At 65.2% G+C, this 22,090-nt stretch carries 24 protein-coding genes and 1 tRNA gene; 19 read left to right on the forward strand and 6 right to left on the reverse strand.

Annotated elements, in window-relative coordinates; translation table 11 throughout:
• Positions 1–264 precede the first annotated feature (264 nt).
• Positions 265–1,290 (reverse strand): IS110 family transposase, encoded by a 1,026-nt coding sequence (locus tag F7D01_RS00005; RefSeq protein ID WP_215228252.1) that lies wholly within the window; start codon positions 1,288–1,290, stop codon positions 265–267.
• 200 nt (positions 1,291–1,490) lie between these two features.
• Between F7D01_RS00005 and pth the strand changes: the two genes are divergently transcribed.
• A complete protein-coding gene (gene pth / locus F7D01_RS00010; RefSeq protein ID WP_215228253.1) occupies positions 1,491–2,060 on the forward strand; it encodes an aminoacyl-tRNA hydrolase in 570 nt (189 codons plus the stop codon).
• On the opposite strand, the gene F7D01_RS00015 is transcribed toward pth, so the two are convergent.
• On the reverse strand, positions 2,057–2,299 hold the full coding sequence (locus F7D01_RS00015) for a hypothetical protein (protein ID WP_215228254.1): 243 nt from the start codon (positions 2,297–2,299) through the stop codon (positions 2,057–2,059). The genes pth and F7D01_RS00015 overlap by 4 nt on opposite strands.
• 132 nt (positions 2,300–2,431) lie before the next feature.
• Between F7D01_RS00015 and ychF the strand changes: the two genes are divergently transcribed.
• The 4 genes from ychF to F7D01_RS00035 are packed head-to-tail and all read left to right on the forward strand — an operon-like array spanning position 2,432 to position 6,483.
• Entirely contained in the window at positions 2,432–3,532 is a 1,101-nt protein-coding gene (gene ychF, locus F7D01_RS00020) for a redox-regulated ATPase YchF (RefSeq protein ID WP_215228255.1), read from the forward strand.
• A 43-nt stretch (positions 3,533–3,575) separates the two neighbouring features.
• Positions 3,576–5,132: an alkaline phosphatase gene (locus tag F7D01_RS00025; RefSeq protein ID WP_215228256.1), complete on the forward strand. Its 1,557-nt coding sequence runs from the start codon at positions 3,576–3,578 to the stop codon at positions 5,130–5,132.
• 56 nt (positions 5,133–5,188) lie between these two features.
• Positions 5,189–6,004 (forward strand): DUF1206 domain-containing protein, encoded by an 816-nt coding sequence (locus F7D01_RS00030; protein WP_215228257.1) that lies wholly within the window; start codon positions 5,189–5,191, stop codon positions 6,002–6,004.
• 14 nt (positions 6,005–6,018) lie between these two features.
• Entirely contained in the window at positions 6,019–6,483 is a 465-nt protein-coding gene (locus F7D01_RS00035) for a MaoC family dehydratase (protein WP_215228258.1), read from the forward strand.
• On the opposite strand, the gene F7D01_RS00040 is transcribed toward F7D01_RS00035, so the two are convergent.
• Positions 6,480–6,959 (reverse strand): hypothetical protein, encoded by a 480-nt coding sequence (locus F7D01_RS00040; RefSeq protein WP_215228259.1) that lies wholly within the window; start codon positions 6,957–6,959, stop codon positions 6,480–6,482. The genes F7D01_RS00035 and F7D01_RS00040 overlap by 4 nt on opposite strands.
• Positions 6,959–8,809: a DNA mismatch repair endonuclease MutL gene (mutL, locus tag F7D01_RS00045; RefSeq protein ID WP_215228260.1), complete on the reverse strand. Its 1,851-nt coding sequence runs from the start codon at positions 8,807–8,809 to the stop codon at positions 6,959–6,961. The genes F7D01_RS00040 and mutL overlap by 1 nt, the downstream gene beginning before the upstream one ends.
• A 195-nt stretch (positions 8,810–9,004) precedes the next feature.
• On the opposite strand from mutL, the gene F7D01_RS00050 reads away from it, so the two are divergent.
• The 9 genes from F7D01_RS00050 (at position 9,005) to F7D01_RS00090 (ending at position 17,703) form a co-directional block, all read left to right on the forward strand.
• The gene (locus tag F7D01_RS00050) at positions 9,005–10,051 is read left to right on the forward strand and encodes a rod shape-determining protein (protein WP_215228261.1); all 1,047 of its coding nucleotides are present in this window, start codon (positions 9,005–9,007) and stop codon (positions 10,049–10,051) included.
• A 19-nt stretch (positions 10,052–10,070) separates the two neighbouring features.
• Positions 10,071–11,000 carry a rod shape-determining protein MreC gene (mreC, locus tag F7D01_RS00055; protein WP_215228262.1) on the forward strand — a complete coding sequence of 310 codons (930 nt, stop codon included), beginning with the start codon at positions 10,071–10,073 and terminating at the stop codon, positions 10,998–11,000.
• Entirely contained in the window at positions 11,000–11,554 is a 555-nt protein-coding gene (mreD, locus tag F7D01_RS00060; protein ID WP_215228263.1) for a rod shape-determining protein MreD, read from the forward strand. The genes mreC and mreD overlap by 1 nt, the downstream gene beginning before the upstream one ends.
• Entirely contained in the window at positions 11,554–13,602 is a 2,049-nt protein-coding gene (gene mrdA, locus F7D01_RS00065; RefSeq protein WP_215228264.1) for a penicillin-binding protein 2, read from the forward strand. The genes mreD and mrdA overlap by 1 nt, the downstream gene beginning before the upstream one ends.
• The gene (gene rodA / locus F7D01_RS00070; RefSeq protein WP_215228265.1) at positions 13,599–14,720 is read left to right on the forward strand and encodes a rod shape-determining protein RodA; all 1,122 of its coding nucleotides are present in this window, start codon (positions 13,599–13,601) and stop codon (positions 14,718–14,720) included. Before mrdA ends, rodA begins: the two co-directional genes overlap by 4 nt.
• A 92-nt stretch (positions 14,721–14,812) precedes the next feature.
• Positions 14,813–14,888: transfer RNA gene (locus F7D01_RS00075), tRNA-Lys, on the forward strand.
• A gap of 162 nt (positions 14,889–15,050) precedes the next feature.
• Positions 15,051–16,310: a 3,4-dihydroxy-2-butanone-4-phosphate synthase gene (gene ribB / locus F7D01_RS00080; protein WP_215228266.1), complete on the forward strand. Its 1,260-nt coding sequence runs from the start codon at positions 15,051–15,053 to the stop codon at positions 16,308–16,310.
• Between the two features lie 5 nt (positions 16,311–16,315).
• On the forward strand, positions 16,316–16,741 hold the full coding sequence (gene ribH / locus F7D01_RS00085) for a 6,7-dimethyl-8-ribityllumazine synthase (RefSeq protein ID WP_215228267.1): 426 nt from the start codon (positions 16,316–16,318) through the stop codon (positions 16,739–16,741).
• Between the two features lie 35 nt (positions 16,742–16,776).
• Positions 16,777–17,703 carry an aldo/keto reductase gene (locus F7D01_RS00090; RefSeq protein ID WP_215228268.1) on the forward strand — a complete coding sequence of 309 codons (927 nt, stop codon included), beginning with the start codon at positions 16,777–16,779 and terminating at the stop codon, positions 17,701–17,703.
• Here the strand turns inward: F7D01_RS00090 and eno are convergent.
• Positions 17,700–18,986: a phosphopyruvate hydratase gene (gene eno / locus F7D01_RS00095; RefSeq protein ID WP_215228269.1), complete on the reverse strand. Its 1,287-nt coding sequence runs from the start codon at positions 18,984–18,986 to the stop codon at positions 17,700–17,702. The genes F7D01_RS00090 and eno overlap by 4 nt on opposite strands.
• A 159-nt stretch (positions 18,987–19,145) precedes the next feature.
• Between eno and F7D01_RS00100 the strand changes: the two genes are divergently transcribed.
• The 5 genes from F7D01_RS00100 to F7D01_RS00120 all read left to right on the forward strand — a co-directional run bounded on the left by F7D01_RS00100 (position 19,146) and on the right by F7D01_RS00120 (position 21,441).
• Positions 19,146–19,745 (forward strand): hypothetical protein, encoded by a 600-nt coding sequence (locus tag F7D01_RS00100; protein ID WP_251566947.1) that lies wholly within the window; start codon positions 19,146–19,148, stop codon positions 19,743–19,745.
• A gap of 21 nt (positions 19,746–19,766) precedes the next feature.
• Positions 19,767–20,189 carry a phage holin family protein gene (locus F7D01_RS00105; RefSeq protein ID WP_215228270.1) on the forward strand — a complete coding sequence of 141 codons (423 nt, stop codon included), beginning with the start codon at positions 19,767–19,769 and terminating at the stop codon, positions 20,187–20,189.
• Positions 20,190–20,206: 17 nt separating this feature from the next.
• Positions 20,207–20,551: a hypothetical protein gene (locus F7D01_RS00110; RefSeq protein WP_215228271.1), complete on the forward strand. Its 345-nt coding sequence runs from the start codon at positions 20,207–20,209 to the stop codon at positions 20,549–20,551.
• 78 nt (positions 20,552–20,629) lie between these two features.
• The gene (locus F7D01_RS00115; RefSeq protein ID WP_215228272.1) at positions 20,630–21,109 is read left to right on the forward strand and encodes a hypothetical protein; all 480 of its coding nucleotides are present in this window, start codon (positions 20,630–20,632) and stop codon (positions 21,107–21,109) included.
• Positions 21,110–21,210: 101 nt separating this feature from the next.
• On the forward strand, positions 21,211–21,441 hold the full coding sequence (locus F7D01_RS00120) for a DUF4170 domain-containing protein (RefSeq protein ID WP_215228273.1): 231 nt from the start codon (positions 21,211–21,213) through the stop codon (positions 21,439–21,441).
• 90 nt (positions 21,442–21,531) lie between these two features.
• On the opposite strand, the gene greA is transcribed toward F7D01_RS00120, so the two are convergent.
• The gene (greA, locus tag F7D01_RS00125; RefSeq protein WP_215228274.1) at positions 21,532–21,999 is read right to left on the reverse strand and encodes a transcription elongation factor GreA; all 468 of its coding nucleotides are present in this window, start codon (positions 21,997–21,999) and stop codon (positions 21,532–21,534) included.
• Positions 22,000–22,090: the final 91 nt, after the last annotated feature.

A 22,090-nucleotide genomic window follows, 5' to 3' on the forward strand; every position in this document is an offset into this window, starting at 1 on the left:
CATCTGTGGACGCCCCGCAGGATGCAAGCGGTATTTTGAGAGGTTTGGCACGTAGTCGGATGCTGCCATCTGTCCGGCCTCCTGGTGCAGCTTTTCGTGCTGCGGGCCCGTATGGGAGTTCGCGGACCGGAACCACATCACCCGCAGCGTGCTGATGAAGCACGGTGGAAAGCCCTGGTTCTTCCGGTCCCGTCTCGCCGACTGTTTTGCCATACTCTCCTTCGTCCGCCTACGTCCTTCCGGCGACCTCTGGTCCGGCCCGGCTTACGCCGCGACCGAGACCGGAGCCCTGTAATCCTCGTTCTTCGTCAGCACTGCCCAGACGATGCGTGCGGTCTTGTTCGCGAGCGCCACCGTGACCAGCATGCGCGGCTTGCGCGCCATCATCTGTTCCAGCCACGATCCCGCGGGTGCGCCGCGCCTGCTTGCCTGGAGCACGACCGCACTGCTGCCGATGATCAGTAGCCGACGCAGCGTTCGCTCGCCCATCTTCGAGATCGCGCCGAGCCTTTGCTTGCCGCCGGTCGAGTGCTGGCGCGGTGTAAGCCCGACCCATGCGGCAAAGTCGCGGCCCTTGGCAAAGGTGCCGGGCGGAGGTGCAAGTGCGGTGATCGCGGTTGCCGTGATCGGTCCGATGCCCGGGATCGTCATCAGCCGCCGCGCGGTCTCGTCTTCGCGGGCACGCCGGGCGATCTCCCGATCAAGTTCGGCAATGCGCTCGCTCAGCACCGCCATCTGATCGAGCATTATCTCCAGTACCGGCCGTGCGCTCTCGGGAACTGCGCTTGGATCTTCAAGCAGCGCAGCCAGCTTCTTCATGTGCGCCAGGCCTTGCGGCGCGATCCAGCCATGCTCGGTCATGTGACCGCGAACGGCGTTGCTGATCTGCGTGCGCTGCTTGACCAGCAGGTCGCGGGCCCGGAACACCAGCGCGGCTGCTTGCTGCGCTTCGGTCTTTACTGGCACGAACCGCATGCTCGGGCGCTGCGCCGCCTCGCAGATGGCTTCGGCATCCGCAGCATCGTTCTTCTGGCGCTTCACGAACGGTTTTACGTAAGCTGGAGCGATCAACCGGACCTCATGACCGAGCTTTGTCAGCTCACGCGCCCAGTGATGCGCGCCCCCGCACGCTTCCAGGACCACCTGGCAGGAGGGCTGCGAGGCAAAGAACGGCAAGAGCTTCGCCCTGCTGACTTTCTTGCGAAGCACCACACGGCCCGACGCATCGGCCCCGTGAACCTGGAAAACAGACTTTGCGATATCCAACCCGATGATGCTAACTTCCGACATGGACGCCTCCTCTCTAGTGGTGTTCAAACACCTCCACTATGGCACATAGATGCCGCCGGGGGGCGTCCAACCCATCACCCCAATTCCAGACCTTTATGATTACCACCCTTTGCTCGAACGCATCCCTCATTCCCTAGTCGGCGCTACCCCCGAGCCCCCATCACCTTCCCCCCGCCTGCGAGACGCGCTACGCGGCGGCCATGCAGATTTGGACAGGCCTAGGAAATCCCGGACCGCAATATGCGCTCCACCGGCACAATGTCGGCTTCATGGCGTGTGACGTCATTGCGGAGATGCACGATTTCGGCAGCGTGCAGAAGAAGTTCTCCGGCTGGGTGCAGGAGGGGCGGATCGGTACCGAGAAGGTGCTGCTGCTGAAGCCCGCGACCTTCATGAACGAGAGCGGGCGCGCCGTGGGCGAGGCGCTGCGGTTCTACAAGCTGGGGCCGGAGGCGCTCACCGTCTTTCACGACGAGCTCGACCTCGCGCCGATGAAGGTGAAGGTGCGCACCGGCGGCGGGCTGGCGGGGCATAACGGCCTGCGCAGCATCGACCAGCATATCGGGCCGGACTTTCGCCGCGTGCGGATCGGTATCGGGCACCCGGGGCACAAAGACCGCGTGACCGGGCACGTTCTGGGCAACTACGCGAAGGCGGAGATGGACCCGCTGGCTGACATGCTCGCCGCGATCGGCGCGGAGGCCGACCGGCTGGCGGGGGGCGAGGACGAGCGCTTCATGAGCGACGTCGCCATGCGGCAGCAGGATTAGTCGTCGAGCCCGTCGATGCTCATGTTCGGGTTCTTCGGTTGCCACCCCAGCGCGCCCATGCAGCCGATGAAGAACGCGGTCTGCTTGCCTTCCTGTGCATGGTTATCCGCCTGATCGAAGCAGGAGTTCTTCGCCTGATTGAACGGCGTCGTCGCCCCGCCATTCCACTCGTCGCTGTCGGTGGTCTTGCAACCCGACAGCAGGGCGAGCGCAGCGAGCGGGATGGCGATGCGGTACATGCTGCGCAACTATCCCGGACTTGGCAATCGTGACAAGCGAAAGCCGTCCTTCGCGCGCGGGACTAGCCCTGCCCGCCCCGCCCCGCTAAGGCGCGCCCGACCTTTCAATTTCACGATCTACCGGAGCCGACGATGGGTTTTCGATGCGGGATCGTGGGCCTGCCCAATGTCGGCAAGTCCACGCTGTTCAATGCCTTGACCGAAACGCAGGCCGCGCAGGCGGCGAACTACCCCTTCTGCACGATCGAGCCCAATGTCGGGCAGGTCTCCGTGCCGGACGAGCGGCTGGAGAAGATCGCCAAGATCGCGGGCAGCGCGAAGGTCCTGCCGACCCAGCTCGCCTTCGTCGACATCGCCGGACTGGTCAAAGGGGCCAGTCAGGGCGAAGGGCTCGGCAACCAGTTCCTCGGCAATATCCGCGAGGTCGACGCGATCGTCCACGTCCTGCGCTGTTTCGAGGACGACGATATTCAGCACGTGTCGAACAAGGTCGATCCGATCGCCGATGCGGAGGTGGTGGAGACCGAGCTGATGCTCTCCGACCTCGAAAGCCTGGAGAAGCGCGTGCCCGCCGCGGCCAAGGGCGCGACCGGCGGCGACAAAGAAGCGAAGATCATGGCCAGCGTGCTTGGCCAGGCGCTCGACCTGCTGCGCGACGGCAAGCCCGCCCGACTGACACAGCCCAACGACGAGGAGGAGGCGCGGCTGTTCCGACAGGCGCAGCTCCTGACCGCCAAGCCCGTGCTGTATGTCTGCAATGTGGGTGAGGAAGACGCCGCCGAGGGCAACGCCTTCTCCGCCGAAGTCTTCGCCAAGGCGGAGCGCGAGGGGGCGGAGGCGGTGGTCGTCTCCGCCGCGATCGAGGCCGAGCTGGTGGCGATGGACCCGGGCGACCGTGCCGAATACCTCGCGGAGCTAGGCCTGACGGAAAGCGGCCTCTCCCGCGTGATCCGGGCAGGCTACAAGCTCCTCTCCCTCAACACCTTCTTCACTGCGGGGCCGAAAGAAACGCGCGCCTGGACCTTTCCCTCCGGGGCAAAGGCACCGCAGGCTGCGGGCGAGATCCATACCGATTTCGAGAAGGGCTTCATCCGGGCCGAGACCATCGCCTACGACGACTACATCGCCCTGAATGGCGAAGCGGGCGCGCGCGAGGCGGGCAAACTGCGTCAGGAGGGGAAGGAGTACCTGGTGCAGGACGGCGACATCATGCTGTTCAAGTTCAACGTCTGACCTTGCCACGCAACCGTCACGACCGCGTCGTAGGGGCCTGAACATGATCACACGTCGCTCGCTCATCCGCACTACCGCCGTCGGCGCCGCCGCGGCGACCCTCTCCGCTCCCGCGATCCTTTCCGCACAAAGCTGGTTCGCGGAGTATCCGTTCAAGCTGGGCGTCGCGTCGGGCGATCCCGCCAGCGACGGTTTCGTGCTGTGGACGCGCCTCGCGCCCGATCCGTTCGGCCAGCATGCGGGCGTGCCGATGTCGGCCCTGCCGGTGGACTGGGAAGTGGCCGAGGACGACCGCTTCCGCACCATCGCTGCGAAGGGGACCGAGCTGGCCCGGCCGGAACTGGGCCACAGCGTCCATGTCGAAGTGGCCGGACTGAAGCCCGACCGCCCCTATTGGTACCGCTTCACCGTCGGTTCGGACCGGTCGCTCACCGGCCGCGCGCGGACGCTGCCCGTCGCCGGCACGCCGGTCGGCCAACTGCGCTTCGGCGTGTGCGGGTGCCAGCATTACGAAAGCGGTTTCTATACCGCCTATCGCGACATTGCGGAGGACGATCTCGCTTTCGTCTTCCACTATGGCGATTTCATGTACGAATATGCGTACGACTACAATTACGGCCCCGACCGCCTGCCGGTGCCCAAGGTGCGCGAGCATCGCCTGCGCGAGGTCGTCTCGCTGACCGATTACCGCCAGCATTATGCGCAGTACCTGCTCGATCTGGACCTGCAGGCGGCGCGCAGTTCGCAGGTTTTCCTGTCGACGTTTGACGACCACGAGGTCCAAAACAACTGGGTGGACGATTTCGCGCAGGATCCCTCCATCCCGCCCGAGGTCTTCGCGCTGCGCCGCCAGGCCGCGATGCAGGCGTGGTACGAGAACATGCCCGTGCGCCGTTCGATGATCCCGCGCGGCGAACTGATCCTGGCCAACCGCCGCATCGCCTTCGGCGATCTGGCGGCGATCAACCTGCTCGACACGCGCAGCTTCCGCACCAACCAGCCCTGCGACGACAAATGGGGCGTGGAGCCGTGCGAAGCCGTGTTCGACAAGAACGCGCAGGTGCTGGGAGCGGCGCAGGAGAAGTGGCTCGACGACAACCTCGGGCGCAAGGACGCGCGCTGGAACTGCATCGCGCAGCAGATCATGATGATGCCGCTCAACCGGCGTACCGACGACGACCAGCCCGAACTGATGTACAATCTGGATAGCTGGGCGGGTTACGCGGCACCGCGAGAACGGTTGATGGCGCGCCTTGCGAAGGTCGACAACGCGGTGGTGCTCACCGGTGACGAGCATCAGAACTATGCCGGGCTCCTGATGTCGGGCGAGAAGCCGGTCGGCGTCGAATGCGTCGTAACCTCTGTCAGTAGCGGCGGCGACGGACAGGACCAGCGGCCCGGAAGCGACCGCATTCTCGCTGAGAACCCGCAGCTCCGCTTCATCAACGACCAGCGTGGCTATGGCGTTTGCTCCGTAACGCCGGAAAGCTGGCGGACGGACTTCATGGTGCTGGACCAGGTATCGAGCCGAGGCGGTACGCTCAGCCGCAGGGCCAGCGCCGAGATCGCGGCAGGACCGGCGAACCTTTCCATCGTTTGATCATGGGCACGATCGGAGCCCCCGACCGTTGAGGCCGCAACGCAGGGGAGATTTTCATGGTCGATAAGTCGGAGAAGTTCAGCTGGCTGGTGCGCGTGGGCTATTTCAGCCGCGCGATCTTCTACATCATGCTCGGGTTCCTCGCGCTGACCAATGCGAACCGGATCGCGGAAGGCACCGATGGGCTGTTCCAGGCGATCGAGGAATATCCCGCGGGCGAGGCGATGCTGTGGATTATGGCGGTAGGCCTGCTCGCCTATGCGCTGTTCCGGTTCTGCTCGCCCCTGTTCGATATCGAGAACACGGGCTCCGACGCGAAGGGCTGGGCCGAACGGATCGGACATGCCGGCAGCGGCATCGGCCACCTGACGCTGGCATGGGCGGCGTTCCAGCTCGCGTCCAACGACACCTCCGGACATGGCGGCGAAAGCGGCGGTGGCGGGGCGGAACAAGCCGCGTCCAGCGTGCTGTCCTTCGAATTCGGCGGGATCGTCCTCGGCCTCTTGGGGCTCGCCTTCTTCGCCACCAGCCTATTCCAGTTCAAGAAGGGGCTGACCGGCGAGTTCATGAACCGCATTTCCGCCTCCGCCCCCGATTTCACCCGCTGGTTGGGCGGTGCAGGCTATTGCGCGCGCGGGGTGGTCTATGCCGTGATCGGCCTGTCGCTGGTGAAAGCGGGGTTCTTCTCCGGCGGGGCCGACCAGATCAAGACCCTGGCCGATGCGGTTGCCGCGCTTGCGAGCACCGGCGTCCTGTTCAAGCTGACGGCGGTGGGCCTGTTGCTGTTCGGCCTCTTCAGCCTCATCCTGACCCGCTATCGCATCATTCCCGAGCTGGGCGAGAACGGCCGCGTACCGGCGTTCCGCGCCTGAAGGCACAATCCGAGATGAGGCATTTCGAGGATATCGACGTCGGGTCCCGCGAGAGCTTCGGTAGCTATAAGGTCACCCGCGATGAAGTGATCGACTTCGCCTCGCGTTACGACCCGCAGCCGTTCCACCTCGACGAGGAAGCCGCCGCGCAGACCTATTTCGGGCGGCTTTCGGCCAGCGGCTGGCATACCTGCGCCATGACCATGCGTATGATGGTCGACAATATGGGCGAGGACGCCACCGCCAGCCTGGGATCGCCGGGGATCGACGAGCTACGCTGGTTGCGGCCCGTCTATCCCGGCGACACGCTGCGCTGCGAGAGCGAAGTGCTGGAAAAGCGGCGCAGCCGCTCTCGGCCCGAGATGGGCCTGTTCAAGTCACGGCTGAAGACGTTCAACCAGCACGATGAAGCGGTGCTGGAAATGGTGTCGAACGGGCTAATCAAGGTGCGCGACCCAGCGGCACCGATGGAAAGCTAGTCCGTGTCCGGTCCCACCCCGCGACAGTCTACCGTGCCTTCCTTCTGATAGATCACGCGGTCGTACCCGTCGGTCACCGTCAACAGCCCGACCGGCATGCCCGCCCGCTCCTCGCGGCTCTGCATGTGCAAGGTGAACGAGGCATTCGCACCGTCGTAGTTGCTCGGCAGCCCCACGTCGGTCTGCGGCGAACCGACATCGGGAGCGAAGCGATCCATCGATCCATCGAGCTTCATGAACCCATACTGCGAACCCGCGAAGGCGATCACCGCGCCGGTTTTGCCATTTATGAAGCTACAGCCTTCGGGGTGGCTCTGCACCACCGCTTCCTCGAGCGGCTGCGGCGTGGCGGGTATGACAGCGGGGATCTGGTTCGCCTCGACCGCCGCAACCTTCGCCGCGTTGTCCTCCTCGCTTGGTTCTTCGCTGCACGCAGCCAGCCCCGCGATTGCCAGCAAAGGGAAAATCCAGCGCATCAGTGCCTCCCGAAAAGTTTCTCTACATCGTCCATCGACAACTTCACCCAGGTCGGGCGGCCGTGATTGCACTGGCCGGAGCGCGGGGTGCGCTCCATCTCGCGCAGCAGCGCGTTCATCTCGTCGACCCGCAGCACCCGCCCCGCCCGGACCGATCCGTGGCAGGCCATGGTCGCCAGCACCAAATCGAGCTTCTCGCCCAGCAGCAATGCGCCGCGCTCGCCATCGACGCCGTGATGCGCCAGATCGTCCGCGATGTCGCGCAGCAATTTCTGCGGGTTCGATCCCGCCAGCGCATGGGGCACGCTGCGCACCAGCATCGCCCCGGGCCCGAAGCGTTCGATCGAGAGGCCCAGCGCTTCGAGGCGGCCGGCGGCTTCCTCCAGCCGGTCGCAATCCGGCTCGTCCAGTTCGACCACGTCGGGGATCAGCAGCGCCTGGCTGCGCGCAACGGCATCGCCCGCCCCCGCCGCCCGCAACCGCTCCAGCACCAGGCGTTCGTGCGCGGCGTGCTGGTCGACCAGCACCAGCCCGTCCGCCGCCTCGGCGACGATATAGGTGTTCGCCACCTGACCACGCGCAATGCCGAGCGGGTAGTCGTTTTCCCCTTCGACCGGCTGCCCCGCCTCGATGGCGCGGCCCATCGGCGCATCCACGCGCGGCTGGTCCATCACGCCCGCATCCTGGCCGCGCCACGGTGCCGCGGGTTCGGCCACGCGCGAAGAGTCAGGCGCGCTCCAGTCGCGATTCTGGAAGATGGAGCGCAGCGCGGGCGCGGGCTCCCCTTCCCCCTCGCGCTGCCAGCGGCCCATGGCGGCGGCGTCGGGTGCCTGCGCGCTGCGGCGATCGCCGGTGGAAAGCGCCTGCCGCAGTCCCGATACGATGAAACCGCGCACCGCCTGCGAATCGCGAAAGCGGACCTCGGTCTTCGCCGGATGGACGTTCACATCCACGTCCTCCGCCGGAAGGTCGAGGAACAGCGCCAGCACCGCATGCCGGTCGCGTGCGAGCATGTCGGAATAGGCCCCGCGCACCGCGCCGACCAGCAATCGGTCCTTCACCGGACGGCCGTTGACGAACAGATACTGATGATCCGCCACCCCGCGATTGTAGGTCGGCAGGCCCGCCACGCCGGTGAGGCGCATGGCCCCCCGCTCCATGTCGATCAGCACGCCGTTCTCGCGCAATTCGCGCGCGACGACCTGCGCCACGCGGTCCGCCAGTCTCTGGTCCGGTTGCAAGGCCAGCACGCGGCGCTCGCCATGGTCGAGCGTGAAGCCGATCTCCGGTCGCGCCATCGCCAGGCGGCGGACCACGTCGAGGCACGCGGCGGATTCGCTGCGCGCAGTGCGCAGGAACTTGCGCCGCGCGGGGACCTTGGCGAATACCTGCTCCACCCGGGAGCGAGTGCCGGGCGGCAGTGCGGCCGGCCCGTCCTCCACCCGCTCCCCATGATCGACCACCGTGCGCCACCCCTGCGGCGCGTCGTGCGGGCGGCTCTCCAGCGTGAAGCGGGATACGCTGGCGATGGAGGGCAAGGCTTCCCCCCGAAAGCCGAGCGTCGCGACCCGCTCGATCGCCTGCCCTTCCCCGATCAGGCTGTCGGGCAGCTTCGAGGTGGCATGCCGCTCCAGCGCGAGCGCCATCTGCGCGGGGGCCATCCCGCAACCGTCGTCGGTCACCTCAATGCGGGTCAGCCCCCCTTCGGTCAGCGCGATGGCGATGCGGGTCGCCCCGGCATCGACGGCGTTTTCGAGCAGCTCCTTGAGCGCGGCGGCAGGGCGCTCCACCACTTCCCCCGCGGCGATGCGGTTGACGAGTGCTTCGGGCAGGCGGCGAATATCGGCCATCTGTGGAGGGCTAGCGACGATGTGCCGCCATTTCGAGATGAACCGCCGGTTTTATCCCGCATTTTGCGATAAAATTTTGGCCTTTTCGCGACTCGTTCGTTAAGGGGTCGCTCGGTCGCATGCCCGCGGGATCGGGCGATCAATTCAATCCATTGCCTCCCATCATCCGGCAAAGACTACGGAACGCGTACAGAAATGGGCTTTTTCAACAGACTCTTCAAATTCGGTTCGCAGAACCTGGCGATCGACCTCGGGACCGCGAATACCCTGGTCTATGTCGCCGATCAGGGAATCATCCTGAACGAACCTTCCGTGGTCGCGATCGAGACCATCGCCGGGATCAAGCGGGTGAAGGCCGTGGGCGACGATGCGAAGATGATGATGGGTAAGACGCCGGATTCGATCGAGGCCATCCGCCCCCTGCGCGACGGCGTGATCGCCGACATCGAAATCGCCGAAGAGATGATCAAGCACTTCATCCGCAAGGTGAACGGCAAGCGGACCAGCATGTTCAGCCCACCCGAAATCGTGATCTGTGTGCCGTCGGGCTCGACCTCGGTCGAACGCCGCGCGATCCGCGACGCGGCGAGCAATGCAGGCGCGAGCCAGGTCATGCTGATCCTGGAGCCGATGGCGGCCGCGATCGGTGCCGACATGCCGGTGACGGAGCCGGTCGGCTCCATGGTTGTCGATATCGGTGGCGGCACGACGGAAGTCGCGGTCCTGTCGCTGCGTGGCCTCGCCTACACCACATCGGTGCGCACCGGCGGCGACAAGATGGACGAGGCGATCGTCTCTTACGTCCGTCGCCACCACAACCTGCTGATCGGCGAAGCCACCGCGGAGCGGATCAAGAAGGATTACGGCATCGCGGTCGCTCCCGAAGACGGCATCGGCCAGACGGTGACGATCAAGGGGCGCGACCTCGTCAACGGCGTGCCCAAGGAAATCACGATCAACCAGGGGCACATCGCCGAGGCTCTGAACGAGCCGATCGGGGCCATCGTGGAAGGCGTACGGATCGCGCTGGAAAACACCGCCCCCGAACTGGCGGCGGACATCGTCGATCAGGGCATCGTGCTCACCGGTGGCGGGGCGCTGATTTCCGGCCTTGATTCCTATCTGCGCGAAGAAACGGGCCTGCCCGTCAGCATCGCGGAAGATCCGCTGTCCTGCGTCGCGATCGGAACCGGGCGAGCGATGGAGGACCCGATCTATCGCGGCGTCCTCATGAACGCCTGACGCGTAAGGAGGTAGGCACATGGCGCCTCCGAGCCGGCGCCCGGGGCATTCGCGCAAGGCGCAATACGGCCTGTTCACGGGTTACGTCATCGCGGGCATCGGCGCGCTGATCGGCGCGGCGCTGCTCGCCATCTCGCTGCTCGAACCCGCAGCCTTCGGCGGTCTGCGCGGCGTTTCGATCGACGTCACCAGCCCCGTGTCCCGCACCACGGCCCGCGCACGTGAGGGCGGACAGGGACTGATCGAGACCGTGCGCGGCTATCTGCGCGCGGGCAGCCAGAACGCCGCGCTGAAGCGCGAGGTGGAACTCGCCCGCATCCGGCTCGCCGCGGCGCAGTCCCTCAAGCAGGAAAACGCCCGGCTGAAGGGGCTGCTCGGCCTCGGCAACAGCGATGTCGAGCCGGTTGCGATCACCCACATGCTCGGTTCGTCCGGGTCGAGTGCGCGCCGCTTCGGCTATATCGGCGCGGGCCGCGATCGCGGGGTGACGCCGGGCATGCCCGTACGCACGGCGCGTGGCGTGGTCGGCCGCGTGCTCGAAACCTCGTTCACAACGTCGCGCGTCCTGCTCCTGACCGACAGCCAGAGCGTGCTGCCCGTTCGCCTTGCCGACCGCGACGTCATCGCTTTCGCGCAAGGGCGCGGCGACGGACGCATCGACATTCGTCTGATCAACCTCGGCCTCAACCCGCTCAAACGCGGGGATATGTTCGTGACCAGCGGCGCGGGCGGCTTCTTCCAGCCCGGTCTCCCGGTCGCACTGGTCGAACAGCTGACGGACGACGGCGCGATCGCGCGGATCGTGAGCGATCCCGCCGCCGCCGATTTCGTGGCGGTCGAGCCACTCTATCAACCCGTGCTGACCAAGGCCGCGCGCACTCCCGTCGATCAGCCCCTGCCCGGATCGCAAACAGGCGAAGAGGGCGGCGACGCCCCATCCGCCGAGTGATGGAGCGGCTCAATCCCCGCGCCCGCCGCGATGTCTATGGCAGCCGCATCAATCGCGCCCATTCGCCCGTATTCGCCTCGGTCGTGCCGTGGCTCACCATCATGCTCGGATCGCTGGTCACCGCGCTGCCGGTCGTCTCTGCCATTCCGCTGATGCCGCCCCTGGCGCTCTTGCTGCTGCTCGCATGGCGTTTCATCCGTCCTGGCGTGGTGCCCGTATGGGCCGGTTTTCCGCTGGGGCTATGGGACGATCTGTTCAGCGGGCAGCCGTTCGGTTCGGCAATCCTGCTGTTCTCGCTCATCCTTCTGGGGATCGAGGCGCTGGAGGCGCGCTTCCCATGGCGCAGCTTCCTGCAGGACTGGTTGCTCGCCAGCGTCCTTTCCGCCGCGTACCTGTTCCTCAGCCTGATCCTGTCGGGTGCGCGGATCGACGCGGTGACGATCACCTATCTGTGGCCGCAGGCCTTGCTGTCCATCCTGAGCTATCCCATTATCGCGCGCATGGTCGCCATTTTCGACAGGATCCGCCTCGTCCGGTTCAGGGTGGAAGATTGATGTCCCTGTTCAAGGGGACGCGCTTCGTCAGCCCCACTACGCTCAGGACGAGTTTCGACCGGCGCAGCTTCGTGCTGGGCATGGGCGGCGCGAGCGTGGGCCTGCTGCTCGCCGGGCGGATGGCCTATCTATCGATCGCGGAGAACGACAAATACGCGACCGAGAGCGAGAGCAACCGCGTCAACCTGACGCTGATCCCCCCGCGGCGCGGCTGGTTCCTCGATCGCAACGGCGCCCCGCTGGCATCCAACCGCGCCGACTTCCGCGTCGACCTGATCCCCGAACGGATCCACGACAAGGAGCGGACGGTCCGTGAACTCGGTCAGTTGCTCGCATTGCCCGAAAGCAAGCTGCGCGACCTTCGCCATGATCTCGAAAGCGCGCGCGGCTACGCTCCGATCGAGGTGGCGAGCGGCATAACCTACGACCAGTTCGCATCTGTCGTGCTGCGCCAGCCCGAGCTGCCCGGCGTCGTGCCGCAGCGTGGCTTCTCGCGCTATTACCCCACCGGCCTCTCCGTCGGCCATTTGCTAGGCTATGTCGGCCCGGCCAATGCCGAGGAGTACGAGGCGGACAAGAATCCGATCCTGATCACGCCGGGATACAAGATCGGCAAGGCCGAGCTGGAGAAGGAATTCGAGCAGGATCTGCGCGGTGAACCCGGAGCGCGGCGGGTCGAAGTGACGGCATCGGGGCGCATCATCCGCGATCTGTCGTCCCGTCCCGATGTCCAGGGCGATCCGGTCCGTCTGACCATCGACGGTCCGCTACAGGATTACGCCGCACGCCGGATCGGCCTCGAATCCGGCTCGGTCGTCGTGATCGACACGCATACCGGCGATATCCTGTGCATGGCCTCAATGCCCAGCTTCGATCCCAACAGCTTTTCCGAAGGGATCGGCAGCGTCGAATACGCCATGCTGCGCGAGGACCAGCGCGTTCCCTTGCGCAACAAGGTGCTCAAGGGGCTCTACCCGCCCGGGTCCACGGTAAAGCCGATGGTGGCGATGAGTTTTCTGCGCGAGGGACTCGAACCGGAGAAGGCCACCACCTGCAGCGGCGGTCTGCGCGTCGGCAATCGCGTGTTCCACTGCTGGAAACGCGGCGGCCACGGCCGGGTCGACATGGCGAAGGGCATCTACCAGTCTTGCGACGTGTATTTCTATCACTTCGCCCAGCAGATCGGGATGGACCCGATCGCGGCGATGGCCCGCCGGGTCGGTCTCGGCCAGGAATTCGACCTGCCAGTGACCAGCCAGTTCTATGGCACCGTCCCCGATCCCGCCTGGAAGATGAAGAAATACGGGAAGGAATGGCAGACCTACGACACAGTCAACGCGACCATCGGTCAGGGCTACATGCTATTCAATCCGCTGCAGCTGGCGGTTTACACCGCGCGCCTCGCGTCGGGCCACCATATCGAGCCGCGCCTTATCAATGACGGCAAGAAAGTGCCCTTCGCACCGGCCGATTTCGCGCCCGAGCATGTAAAATTCGTGCGGCAGGCGATGAGCGACGTCGTCAACGGGCCGGGCACGGCGGGCCGCGCCGCGTTGCCGATCGAGGGGGTGAAACTGGCGGGCAAGACCGGCACGGCACAGGTGGTTTCGCTCAACATCTCGGACGGCAAGTCGGGCCCATGGAAATATCGCGACCATGGCCACTTCATATGTTTCGCGCCCTTCGACAATCCGCGCTACGCCTGCGCCGTGACGATCGAGCATGGCGGCGGGTCGAGTGCAGCCTACCCCGTGGCGCGCGACGTGATGACGTTCCTGTTCGATCCCGGCAAGGCGCTCGAGGCGCTCCACGCGCTGGAGAAACAGTGGGGCGGCACTGCGGCGGAGCGCTACGCGCGCAATTACGCAAGCTACGCCTCCAATATCGGTGCCGACATTCCGCCGCCTGTCCCGCACGACGACGATATCGCCAAGCGCGTCGACGCCGAGGCACGCGCCGCCGCGCGCAATAGCGAGAAGCTGGCGCAGGACGCGGCGCAGACCCGGCCCGAGACGATCGAGGACGACGGCGGAGCCGAGCCGCGATGAACTCCATTGTCCCCACCCCCATCGCACGCCTGCCATGGCGCATGCTGTTTCCGCTGGTCGCACTGACCCTGTTCGGCGCGGCGGTGCTCTATTCCGCGGGCGGGGGACATTTCTCTCCCTACGCCAGTTCGCACCTGCTGCGCTTTGGCATATTGTTCGTCGTCGCGGCATGCATGACGCTGTTCAACCGCGATTTCGTGCGGATGATGGCCTATCCCGCTTATGGCGGGGTGCTGCTGCTGCTGCTGGCGGTCGAGACCGTGGGCGCGATCGGCGGTGGCAGCCAGCGATGGCTCAATATCGGCCCGCTGGTGCTGCAACCGTCCGAACTGATGAAGCCCGTGATCGTGCTTGCCCTCGCCCGCTTCTACGACACGTTGCCGACCGGGATGATCAACGGCTGGCGCGCTTTGCTCCCCGCTGCGGGCCTGATCGGAATGCCGATGCTGCTGGTGTTGGCGCAGCCGGACCTCGGTACCGCGCTGGCAATCGGCTTCGGCGGGGTGGTCATCATGTTCCTAGCCGGCCTGCCGATGCTATGGTTTGCTGGCGCCGGTATCGCCGGGGCGATCGCGGTGCCGCTCGCCTATCTCTTCGCGCTGAAACCCTATCAGCAGAAGCGGGTCACCACCTTCCTCGATCCCGAGAGCGATCCGCTCGGCACGGGCTATCACATCACCCAGTCGAAGATCGCGATCGGATCCGGCGGGTTTTCGGGCAAGGGCTTCAACGAAGGCTCGCAAAGCCACCTCAACTACCTGCCGGAACCCCACACCGATTTCGTCTTCGCGACCATGGCGGAGGAATGGGGATTTCTGGGCGGATTGTTCGTGCTGTTCTGCTTCGCGGCGATCCTGTGGTGGGGGCTGAGCGTCGCTCGCAATGCTGAGCAGCGGTTCGACCGTCTGCTTGCGGCGGGCATGGTCGCAACGATGTTTTTCTACGCCGCCATCAACCTGATGATGGTGATGGGCCTGGCACCGGTGGTGGGCATCCCCCTCCCCTTCATGAGCCATGGGGGGTCGTCGATGATGACCAACATGATCTGCCTCGGCACGCTGATGATGGTACGCAGCTGGGGCACGTCGGGCCGCCGCGGTGCGCTGGAACCCAGCTGAATGCAATTCCCGCAAATCGACTCTTGCATCGCGGCCCAGACTCGCTAAATGCGGCGCTCCCCGGAAACGGGGCGCTCGCAGACGCTGCGAATGGACGCATAGCTCAGTTGGTAGAGCAGCTGACTCTTAATCAGCGGGTCCTAGGTTCGAACCCTAGTGCGTCCACCACTACCTCAAACTCGCAGGCAAATCTCGGCTGCCTCCAAGAAGCTTTTCGTAAGCCGCGGCGAGATAAAAGCCATTCCCTAGATCGCGCTCCGACCGGCCCTTCTACAGCGGCCTGTGCCTATTGGCCTTTAACATCACATTATGATGTGATAGCGCGTAAGCATGGTATCGACGATCGAACGCGTGCGGGCCTTTTTGGCCGATGGCACATTCAGCAAGGCATCCCTCGCTCGCGCGGCGGGGCTGCATGCCAACACTCTGCGCGGCTGTACCGAGGACGGCTGGAACCCGACCAGCGACACTCTGGCGAAGCTCGATCGCTTTCTGGATGCGCAGGAAGATACGCCGGTTATCGTTCCGATCGAGGAGCTGATCGCCGAAGCGCGCAACGGGCGCATGTTCCTGCTGGTCGACGACGAGGATCGTGAGAACGAGGGCGATCTCGTCATCCCGGCGCAAATGGCGACTCCCGATGCGATCAATTTCATGGCGACGCATGGACGCGGACTTATCTGCCTGTCGCTGACGCGCGAGCGGACCGAGCAGCTCGGGCTGGACCTCATGAGCCGCAACAACGGCTCGCGGCACGAAACCGCCTTCACCGTCTCGATCGAGGCGCGCGAAGGCGTGACCACAGGTATCAGCGCGGCCGACCGGGCGCGCACCGTGGCGGTCGCGACCGATCCCGCGCGCGGCAGCCAGGACATTGTGTCCCCCGGCCACGTCTTTCCCCTGATCGCGCGAGATGGCGGCGTGCTGGTGCGCGCCGGCCATACGGAGGCGGCGGTCGATATCGCGCGGCTGGCCGGGCTCAATCCCTCAGGCGTCATCTGCGAGGTCATGCGCGAGGATGGGGAGATGGCACGCCTCGATGACCTCACCGTGTTCGCGCGCAAGCACGGCATGAAGATCGGTACCATCCGCGACCTGATCGAATACCGCCATCGCTACGATCATCTGGTGGAGCGACTGGCCGAGCAGCGCTTCGAATCGGATCACGGCGGAGAGTGGAATTTCTACACCTACCGCAACAATGTGGACGGCAGCCTCGCCTTCGCCTTGCAGAAAGGGCGCGCAAGCGAGGACGAGGTCACGCTGGTTCGCGTCCATACGCTGTCGCTGCTGAGCGACATGCTGGGCCAGCCCGGCCCGAACAAAAACCTGATCCAGCGCGCCATGGATGAAATCGGACGCGAAGGCAGCGGCGTCATCGTCCTGCTCGTCCGCCCGCGCGAGGGACAGGGCGCAAGCGAAAGCGACGCCCAATCGTCCGACGAATTGCGGACCTACGGCATCGGTGCCCAGATCCTGACCGACCTCGGCGTCCATCGCATGACCCTGCTGAGCAATTCCACCCGTCACATCGTCGGGCTCGACGGTTTCGATCTCGAAATCGTCGGCCAGCGCGAAATTCCGGAGTAACCGCTATGGCTCGCTTTCTCATCGTTGAGGCACGCTTCTACGAATCTTTCAACGACCGGCTGATCGCCGGCGCGCGGGCCGTGCTGGAGGGTGCGGGGCATGACGTCGACGTGCTGACCGTGCCTGGCGCGCTGGAGATACCCGGCGCGATCGCGCTCGCGGTGGAAGGCGGCGGCTATGCCGGCTTCGTCGCGATCGGCGTGGTGATCCGGGGCAAGACTTATCACTTCGAGATCGTCGCGGGCGAGAGCGCGCGCGGGATCATGGCGCTCACCATGGACGGGATCGCCATCGGAAACGGTATCCTGACGGTCGAGAACGAGGATCAGGCGCTGGTGCGCGCCGACCCCTCGCAGAAGGACAAGGGCGGCGAAGCGGCCAGGGCGGCGCTCGCGCTGTTCGACCTGCAGCGCAAATTCCTCCCCGGCTGACGGAACCGCCCTGCCCTTCCGCGCGTCCGGAGGGCATGACCCAACATCCTGCAATCGGGGGCCTGCCCCTCTCGCTCGGCGGCAACGTCTTCGGCTGGACCGCGAACCGCGACGACGGTTTCGCCGTGCTCGACAAATGGCACGAGGCCGGCGGGCGCATGGTCGACACCGCCGATGTCTATTCCGCCTGGGTCGACGGCCATGAAGGCGGCGAGTCCGAACGCTTCATCGGCGAATGGATGGAGGATCGCGGCGTTCGCGACGACATGCTGATCGCGACCAAGACCGGCATGCTGGGAGAATCCGAACATTACCGCGCCGACGCCGTGTCCGACGCGCTCGACCGTTGTCTCGAACGGCTCCGCACGGACCGGGTCGAGCTGTTCTATTGCCACAAGGACAACGAAGACCTGCCGATCGAGACGATTGCCGAGAGCTTCGCCGCCGTGACGGATGATGGCCGCGCCAAGAGCATCGGCGCGTCCAATTTCACCGTCAGCCGCCTTCGCGCCGCGCTCGACCATGCGGAGGCGAAGGGGATTACCGGATTCACCGCCCTGCAGAACCAGTTCAATCTGGTCGAACGCGACGATTACGGGCAGGATATGCAGCGCCTCTGCCTGGAGCGCGGGATCGCGATGTTCCCCTATTTCAGTCTCGCCGCGGGGTATCTGACCGGCAAGTACCGGGACAAGGACGATTTCGGCGGCTCGCGTCGCTCCGATATGGCCGAGAAGTACAAGGAAGACGGCCCGACCGTCCTCGCGCAGATGGACCGCGTGGCGCAGGAAACCGGTGCGGAGCTACCTGCCATCGCGCTGGCTTGGCTCGCGGCGCAACCGGGCATCGCCGCGCCGCTCGCGAGCGCGCGCAATCTCGACCAGATGGAAGGCCTCTTGGCCTATACCGAACTGGAGCTGAGCCGCGACCAAATCGACCGGCTGACCCGCGCGGGTGCCTAGCCCGCCAGTCGACCGAAGCAGGCGACGCCAGCGTAATGCGCGGCGTCGCCCAGCTCTTCCTCGATCCGGATCAGCTGGTTGTACTTCGCAAGCCGGTCGGACCGGGCCAAGCTTCCCGTCTTGATCTGCCCGCAATTCGTCGCGACAGCGAGGTCGGCAATGGTCGCATCCTCGGTCTCGCCCGAACGATGGCTCATCACGCAGGTGTAGCCCGCGCGGTGAGCGATATCGACCGCTTCCAGCGTTTCGGTCAGCGTGCCGATCTGGTTGACCTTCACCAGCAGCGAGTTGGCGAGACCGCGGTCGATGCCCATGCGCAACCGCTCCGGATTGGTGACGTACAGGTCGTCGCCCACCAGCTGGATGCGATTGCCCAGCTTCTCGGTCAGCGCATCCCACCCCTCGAAATCGTCCTCGGCCATGCCGTCCTCGATCGAGCGGATCGGGTAATCGTCGCACAGCCTGGCGAGATAATCTGCCATTTGCGATCCATCGAGCGAGGCACCCTCGCCCGCCATCTCGTACTTGCCGTCGCGGAAATATTCGGTCGCCGCGCAATCGAGCGCCAGCGCCACGTCCTCGCCCGGCGTGAAGCCCGCCTTCTCGATCGACGCCATGATGAAATCGAGCGCATCGCGCGTGCTCGAAAGGTCGGGAGCAAAACCCCCCTCATCACCGACGGAGGTCGACAGCCCCTTCTCCGACAGACCCTTCTTCAGCGTATGGAAGATTTCCGAACCCCAGCGCACCGCCTCCGCCAGCGAGGGCGCGCCTATCGGCATGACCATGAATTCCTGGATATCGATCGGATTGTCCGCATGCTCGCCGCCATTGACGATGTTCATCATCGGCACCGGCAGAACGTGCGCCGAAACGCCCCCGACATAGGAGAACAGCGGCAGGCCGCGCGCATTGGCAGCCGCCTTCGCAACCGCGAGGCTGCAGCCCAGGATCGCATTCGCGCCAAGCTTCGCCTTGTTCTCCGTTCCATCCAGATCGAGCAGCGCGGTGTCGATCGTGCGCTGGTCCTCCGCATCCAGGCCGAGCAGTGTGTCGGCGATCTCGGAATTCACGCCATCCACCGCCTTCGTCACGCCCTTGCCGAGGAAGTAATCCGCATCCCCGTCCCGCAACTCGACCGCCTCGTGCGCGCCGGTGGACGCACCCGAGGGGACCGCCGCACGGCCGAAACTGCCATCCTCCAGCAGAACGTCGACCTCGACGGTCGGATTCCCCCGGGAATCGAGGATCTGGCGGGCATGGATGTCGAGAATTGCGGTCATGCTGGCTCCGTGATGAGGAATGTGCGGATCTACCGATCTCGGCAGGCGCTCTATGCTGCGGAACGAAGCCAAGCAAGTCGCGTTGGGTAATCGAGGTGCATGCCACGGCATGCATGGCATCAAACACCAGTTACGACAGTCAGAACGGGGATAAGAATTATGGCCACCGCACCGACGCCGAAGAAGACCACCAGGAAGCCTGCCACTGCAACCGCCGCCGCTGGGGATGCGGTTGGCGCAGCGACCGGCTCTGCCACCGCCGATATCGCCACCGAAGCGAAGGGCAGCGCCAAGAAGGCGTCCGCCTCAGCCCATCGGACCGAAGCGAAGAGCCGGTTCAACGCCGCGCTCGACGAAGCGAAGGCAGGGGCAGCGGCGTTGCGCGCCGAAGCTGGCGATCGCGCATCCGCCTATCGCACCAAGGCGAAAGGCAAGCAGGGCGAATATTCCGACCAGGCCAAGGTCAAGGCGAACGAGCTGGCCGTGGAAGGCAAGACGCGCGCCAGCGACGCGATCGCCGCGCTGAGCAAGTATGTTGCCGACAACGCAGCCAAGCTGGACGAGAATTTCGGCCCGAAATACGGCGATTACGCGCGTAACGCCTCGCGGTCGCTTCACGAGACTGCCACCCGCCTCGACGACAAGAGTGTGAACGAACTGGGCGAAGACGCTCGTCAATGGGTTCGCAACAGCCCGGGGCTCGCTGTCGGACTAGCTGCAGTTGGCGGCTACATGGTCGCCCGCATGTTCCGCCGCTGATCGTCCTGACAGCGCGTGACGATGCGAGATGAAAACGAAGAGACGCCCGGTGCGGATTTCGCGCCGGGCGTTTCCGATGAGGCAATGGAAAGCGAGTCCGACCGCGAGGTGCCCTACGGCTCGCTCCGGGACGACATGGAATCGCTTTACGAGGACAGTCGAACCTATCTGGAAGCGGAAGTCGCGTTCCAGAAATCGCGGCTCGCCTATGCGGCTCACCATACCCGGTCGGCCGCCTTCTATGGCCTTTGCGCGATGGCGTTCCTCCACCTCGCCCTGCTTGGGCTGGTGGTCGGGCTCATCATCGCCTTGCGTCCCTATCTTGGCGCGTTCGGCGCGATGGGCCTGATGGTGGCGCTCATGTTCCTGTTCACCGCTATCGCCGGCTGGATGGCCCTGCGCCAGTTCCGCCGGATCAGCGAAGCGTTCGAGAACGACGCATGACGGCGCGGGGGCGGCAAATGCGCGCCGATCGCGCGCTGCGAAACTCGGCGCTCGCGCTGGTCAAGGCGGATATCGCCAATCTTCGCGGGGACCTCGCCAAGCGCAGCCCCGCCGAGCGCGCGATGGATAAGGCGAAGGATGCCGCGATCGATGTGCTGGACGAGGCGGCCTACGTCACCGACCAGCATCGCGGTCTCGCTTCCGCCGTAGTCGCTGCGATCATCCTCTGGTTCGCCCGGCGCCCGATCCTCGGCCTCCTGTTCGGTCGCGATGAAGACGAAGACGAGGAGGACGACGGATACGATCGCGATCGCGCAGAATACGACTTAGCCGACGAGCCCCCGCCTCGGCGTTATCGCTGAAATCACGGAACATCGGGCCGCCACGTTGCGTTGGTTCGGTAATCACCGACCCCCGATACTATCATCCGGAGACACCCTATGAGCACCAAGGAACAAAGAGATGCACTGCGCGCCAAGATCGAGGCGGCGGAGCAGCGGAACGCGGATCGCTCGCTCGCGGATTATGCCCGCGATGCGACGGACAAAGCGACCGCGTTCGTTAAAGAGCACCCTGTCGCGACCGTGGCCGGCGTTGCCGTTCTCGGTCTCGCGATCGGCGCGATGACGCGCCCGGGCCGCCGCGCGGGTCGCCGCGCCGGTGCAATGGCCAATTACGCCGCCGAGATGGGCCTCGCCTACGCCAGTGGCCTGTTCGACAGCGCCGGCGACGCCGTACGCCATGGCGGAGCGAAGCTGGAAGATTGGAGCGACGACATCGCCCATTCCTCGCGCAAGGCGGGTCGCCGCGTATCGCGCGCCGCTTACGACGGTCGTGACGAAGCGCAGTTTGCCGCTCGCAAGTTTGCCCGAGGTGCCGGTCGGAAATATCGCGACCTGCGCTCGCGCGTCGCCGTCTGAACGGAACGCAGCAAGATTTTCGAGCGGCGCGACGGGCTTGCCTGTCGCGCCGCTTTCTTTATGCGCCGTGGCGATAGTGCACAGTGAAGGATTTATCCGAGATGGAAGAAACCGAAATGCCGCAGCGGCTCCACCTGGTAATGGGTGGCCGTGTGAAGGATCCCCGATCGGTCGAGTTCGCCGACCCCGAAAGCATTCACGTCGTCGGCGTATTCAGCAATTACGAAGCCGCCGAGGAGGCGTGGCGCGCCAATGCACAGCGCACGGTCGACGACGCGGAAATGCGCTACGTCATCGTGCACATCCACCGCCTGCTGACGCCGGATGCGTAATGGTTTTTCCAGTCCCTGCACCGGCCGGGACTGGAAACCAGTCTGCTTGAAACTGTAGGAGGGCCCTGCTCTCGCCGGGTCCTCTCCACCTCAGACGAATTCGATTTCGTCGATGAGGTAGAACTTATCGCCAGAAGGCACGGTCACCTCGATCTCTTCGCCGACCTTCTTTCCGATCAGCGCGCGCCCGATGGGCGAACTATAGGAGATCCGGCCCTTGGCCGCATCGGCCTCGGTCTGACCGACGATCTGGTACTTGATCGATTTCTCTTCCTCGTCGAGCAGGGTGACGGTCGCCCCGAACATCACCTTGTCGCCCGACAGGGTCGACGGATCGATGATCTGCGCGCGGCTGACCCGGTCTTCGAGTTCCGCGATCTGCGCCTCGATCTGGCCCTGCCGTTCCTTCGCCGCGTGGTACTCGGCGTTCTCGGACAAGTCGCCGTGCGCGCGTGCTTCCTCGATCGCATCCACCACCTTGGGACGCTCGGCCCGCAGCACTTTCAGGTCGGCGGTAATCCGCTCATAACCCTCGGCGAGCATCGGAACCTTTTCCATTCTACTTTCCAATCAATAGTCAGAGTGTGGCCCGAACCGGCAATTCGGCCCTTGCCGCTTCATCGCAGGAGCGGAGCGTCGGGCGAATTTT

It is taken from the genome of Erythrobacter sp. 3-20A1M (genome assembly GCF_018636735.1).
Classification (GTDB): domain Bacteria; phylum Pseudomonadota; class Alphaproteobacteria; order Sphingomonadales; family Sphingomonadaceae; genus Alteriqipengyuania.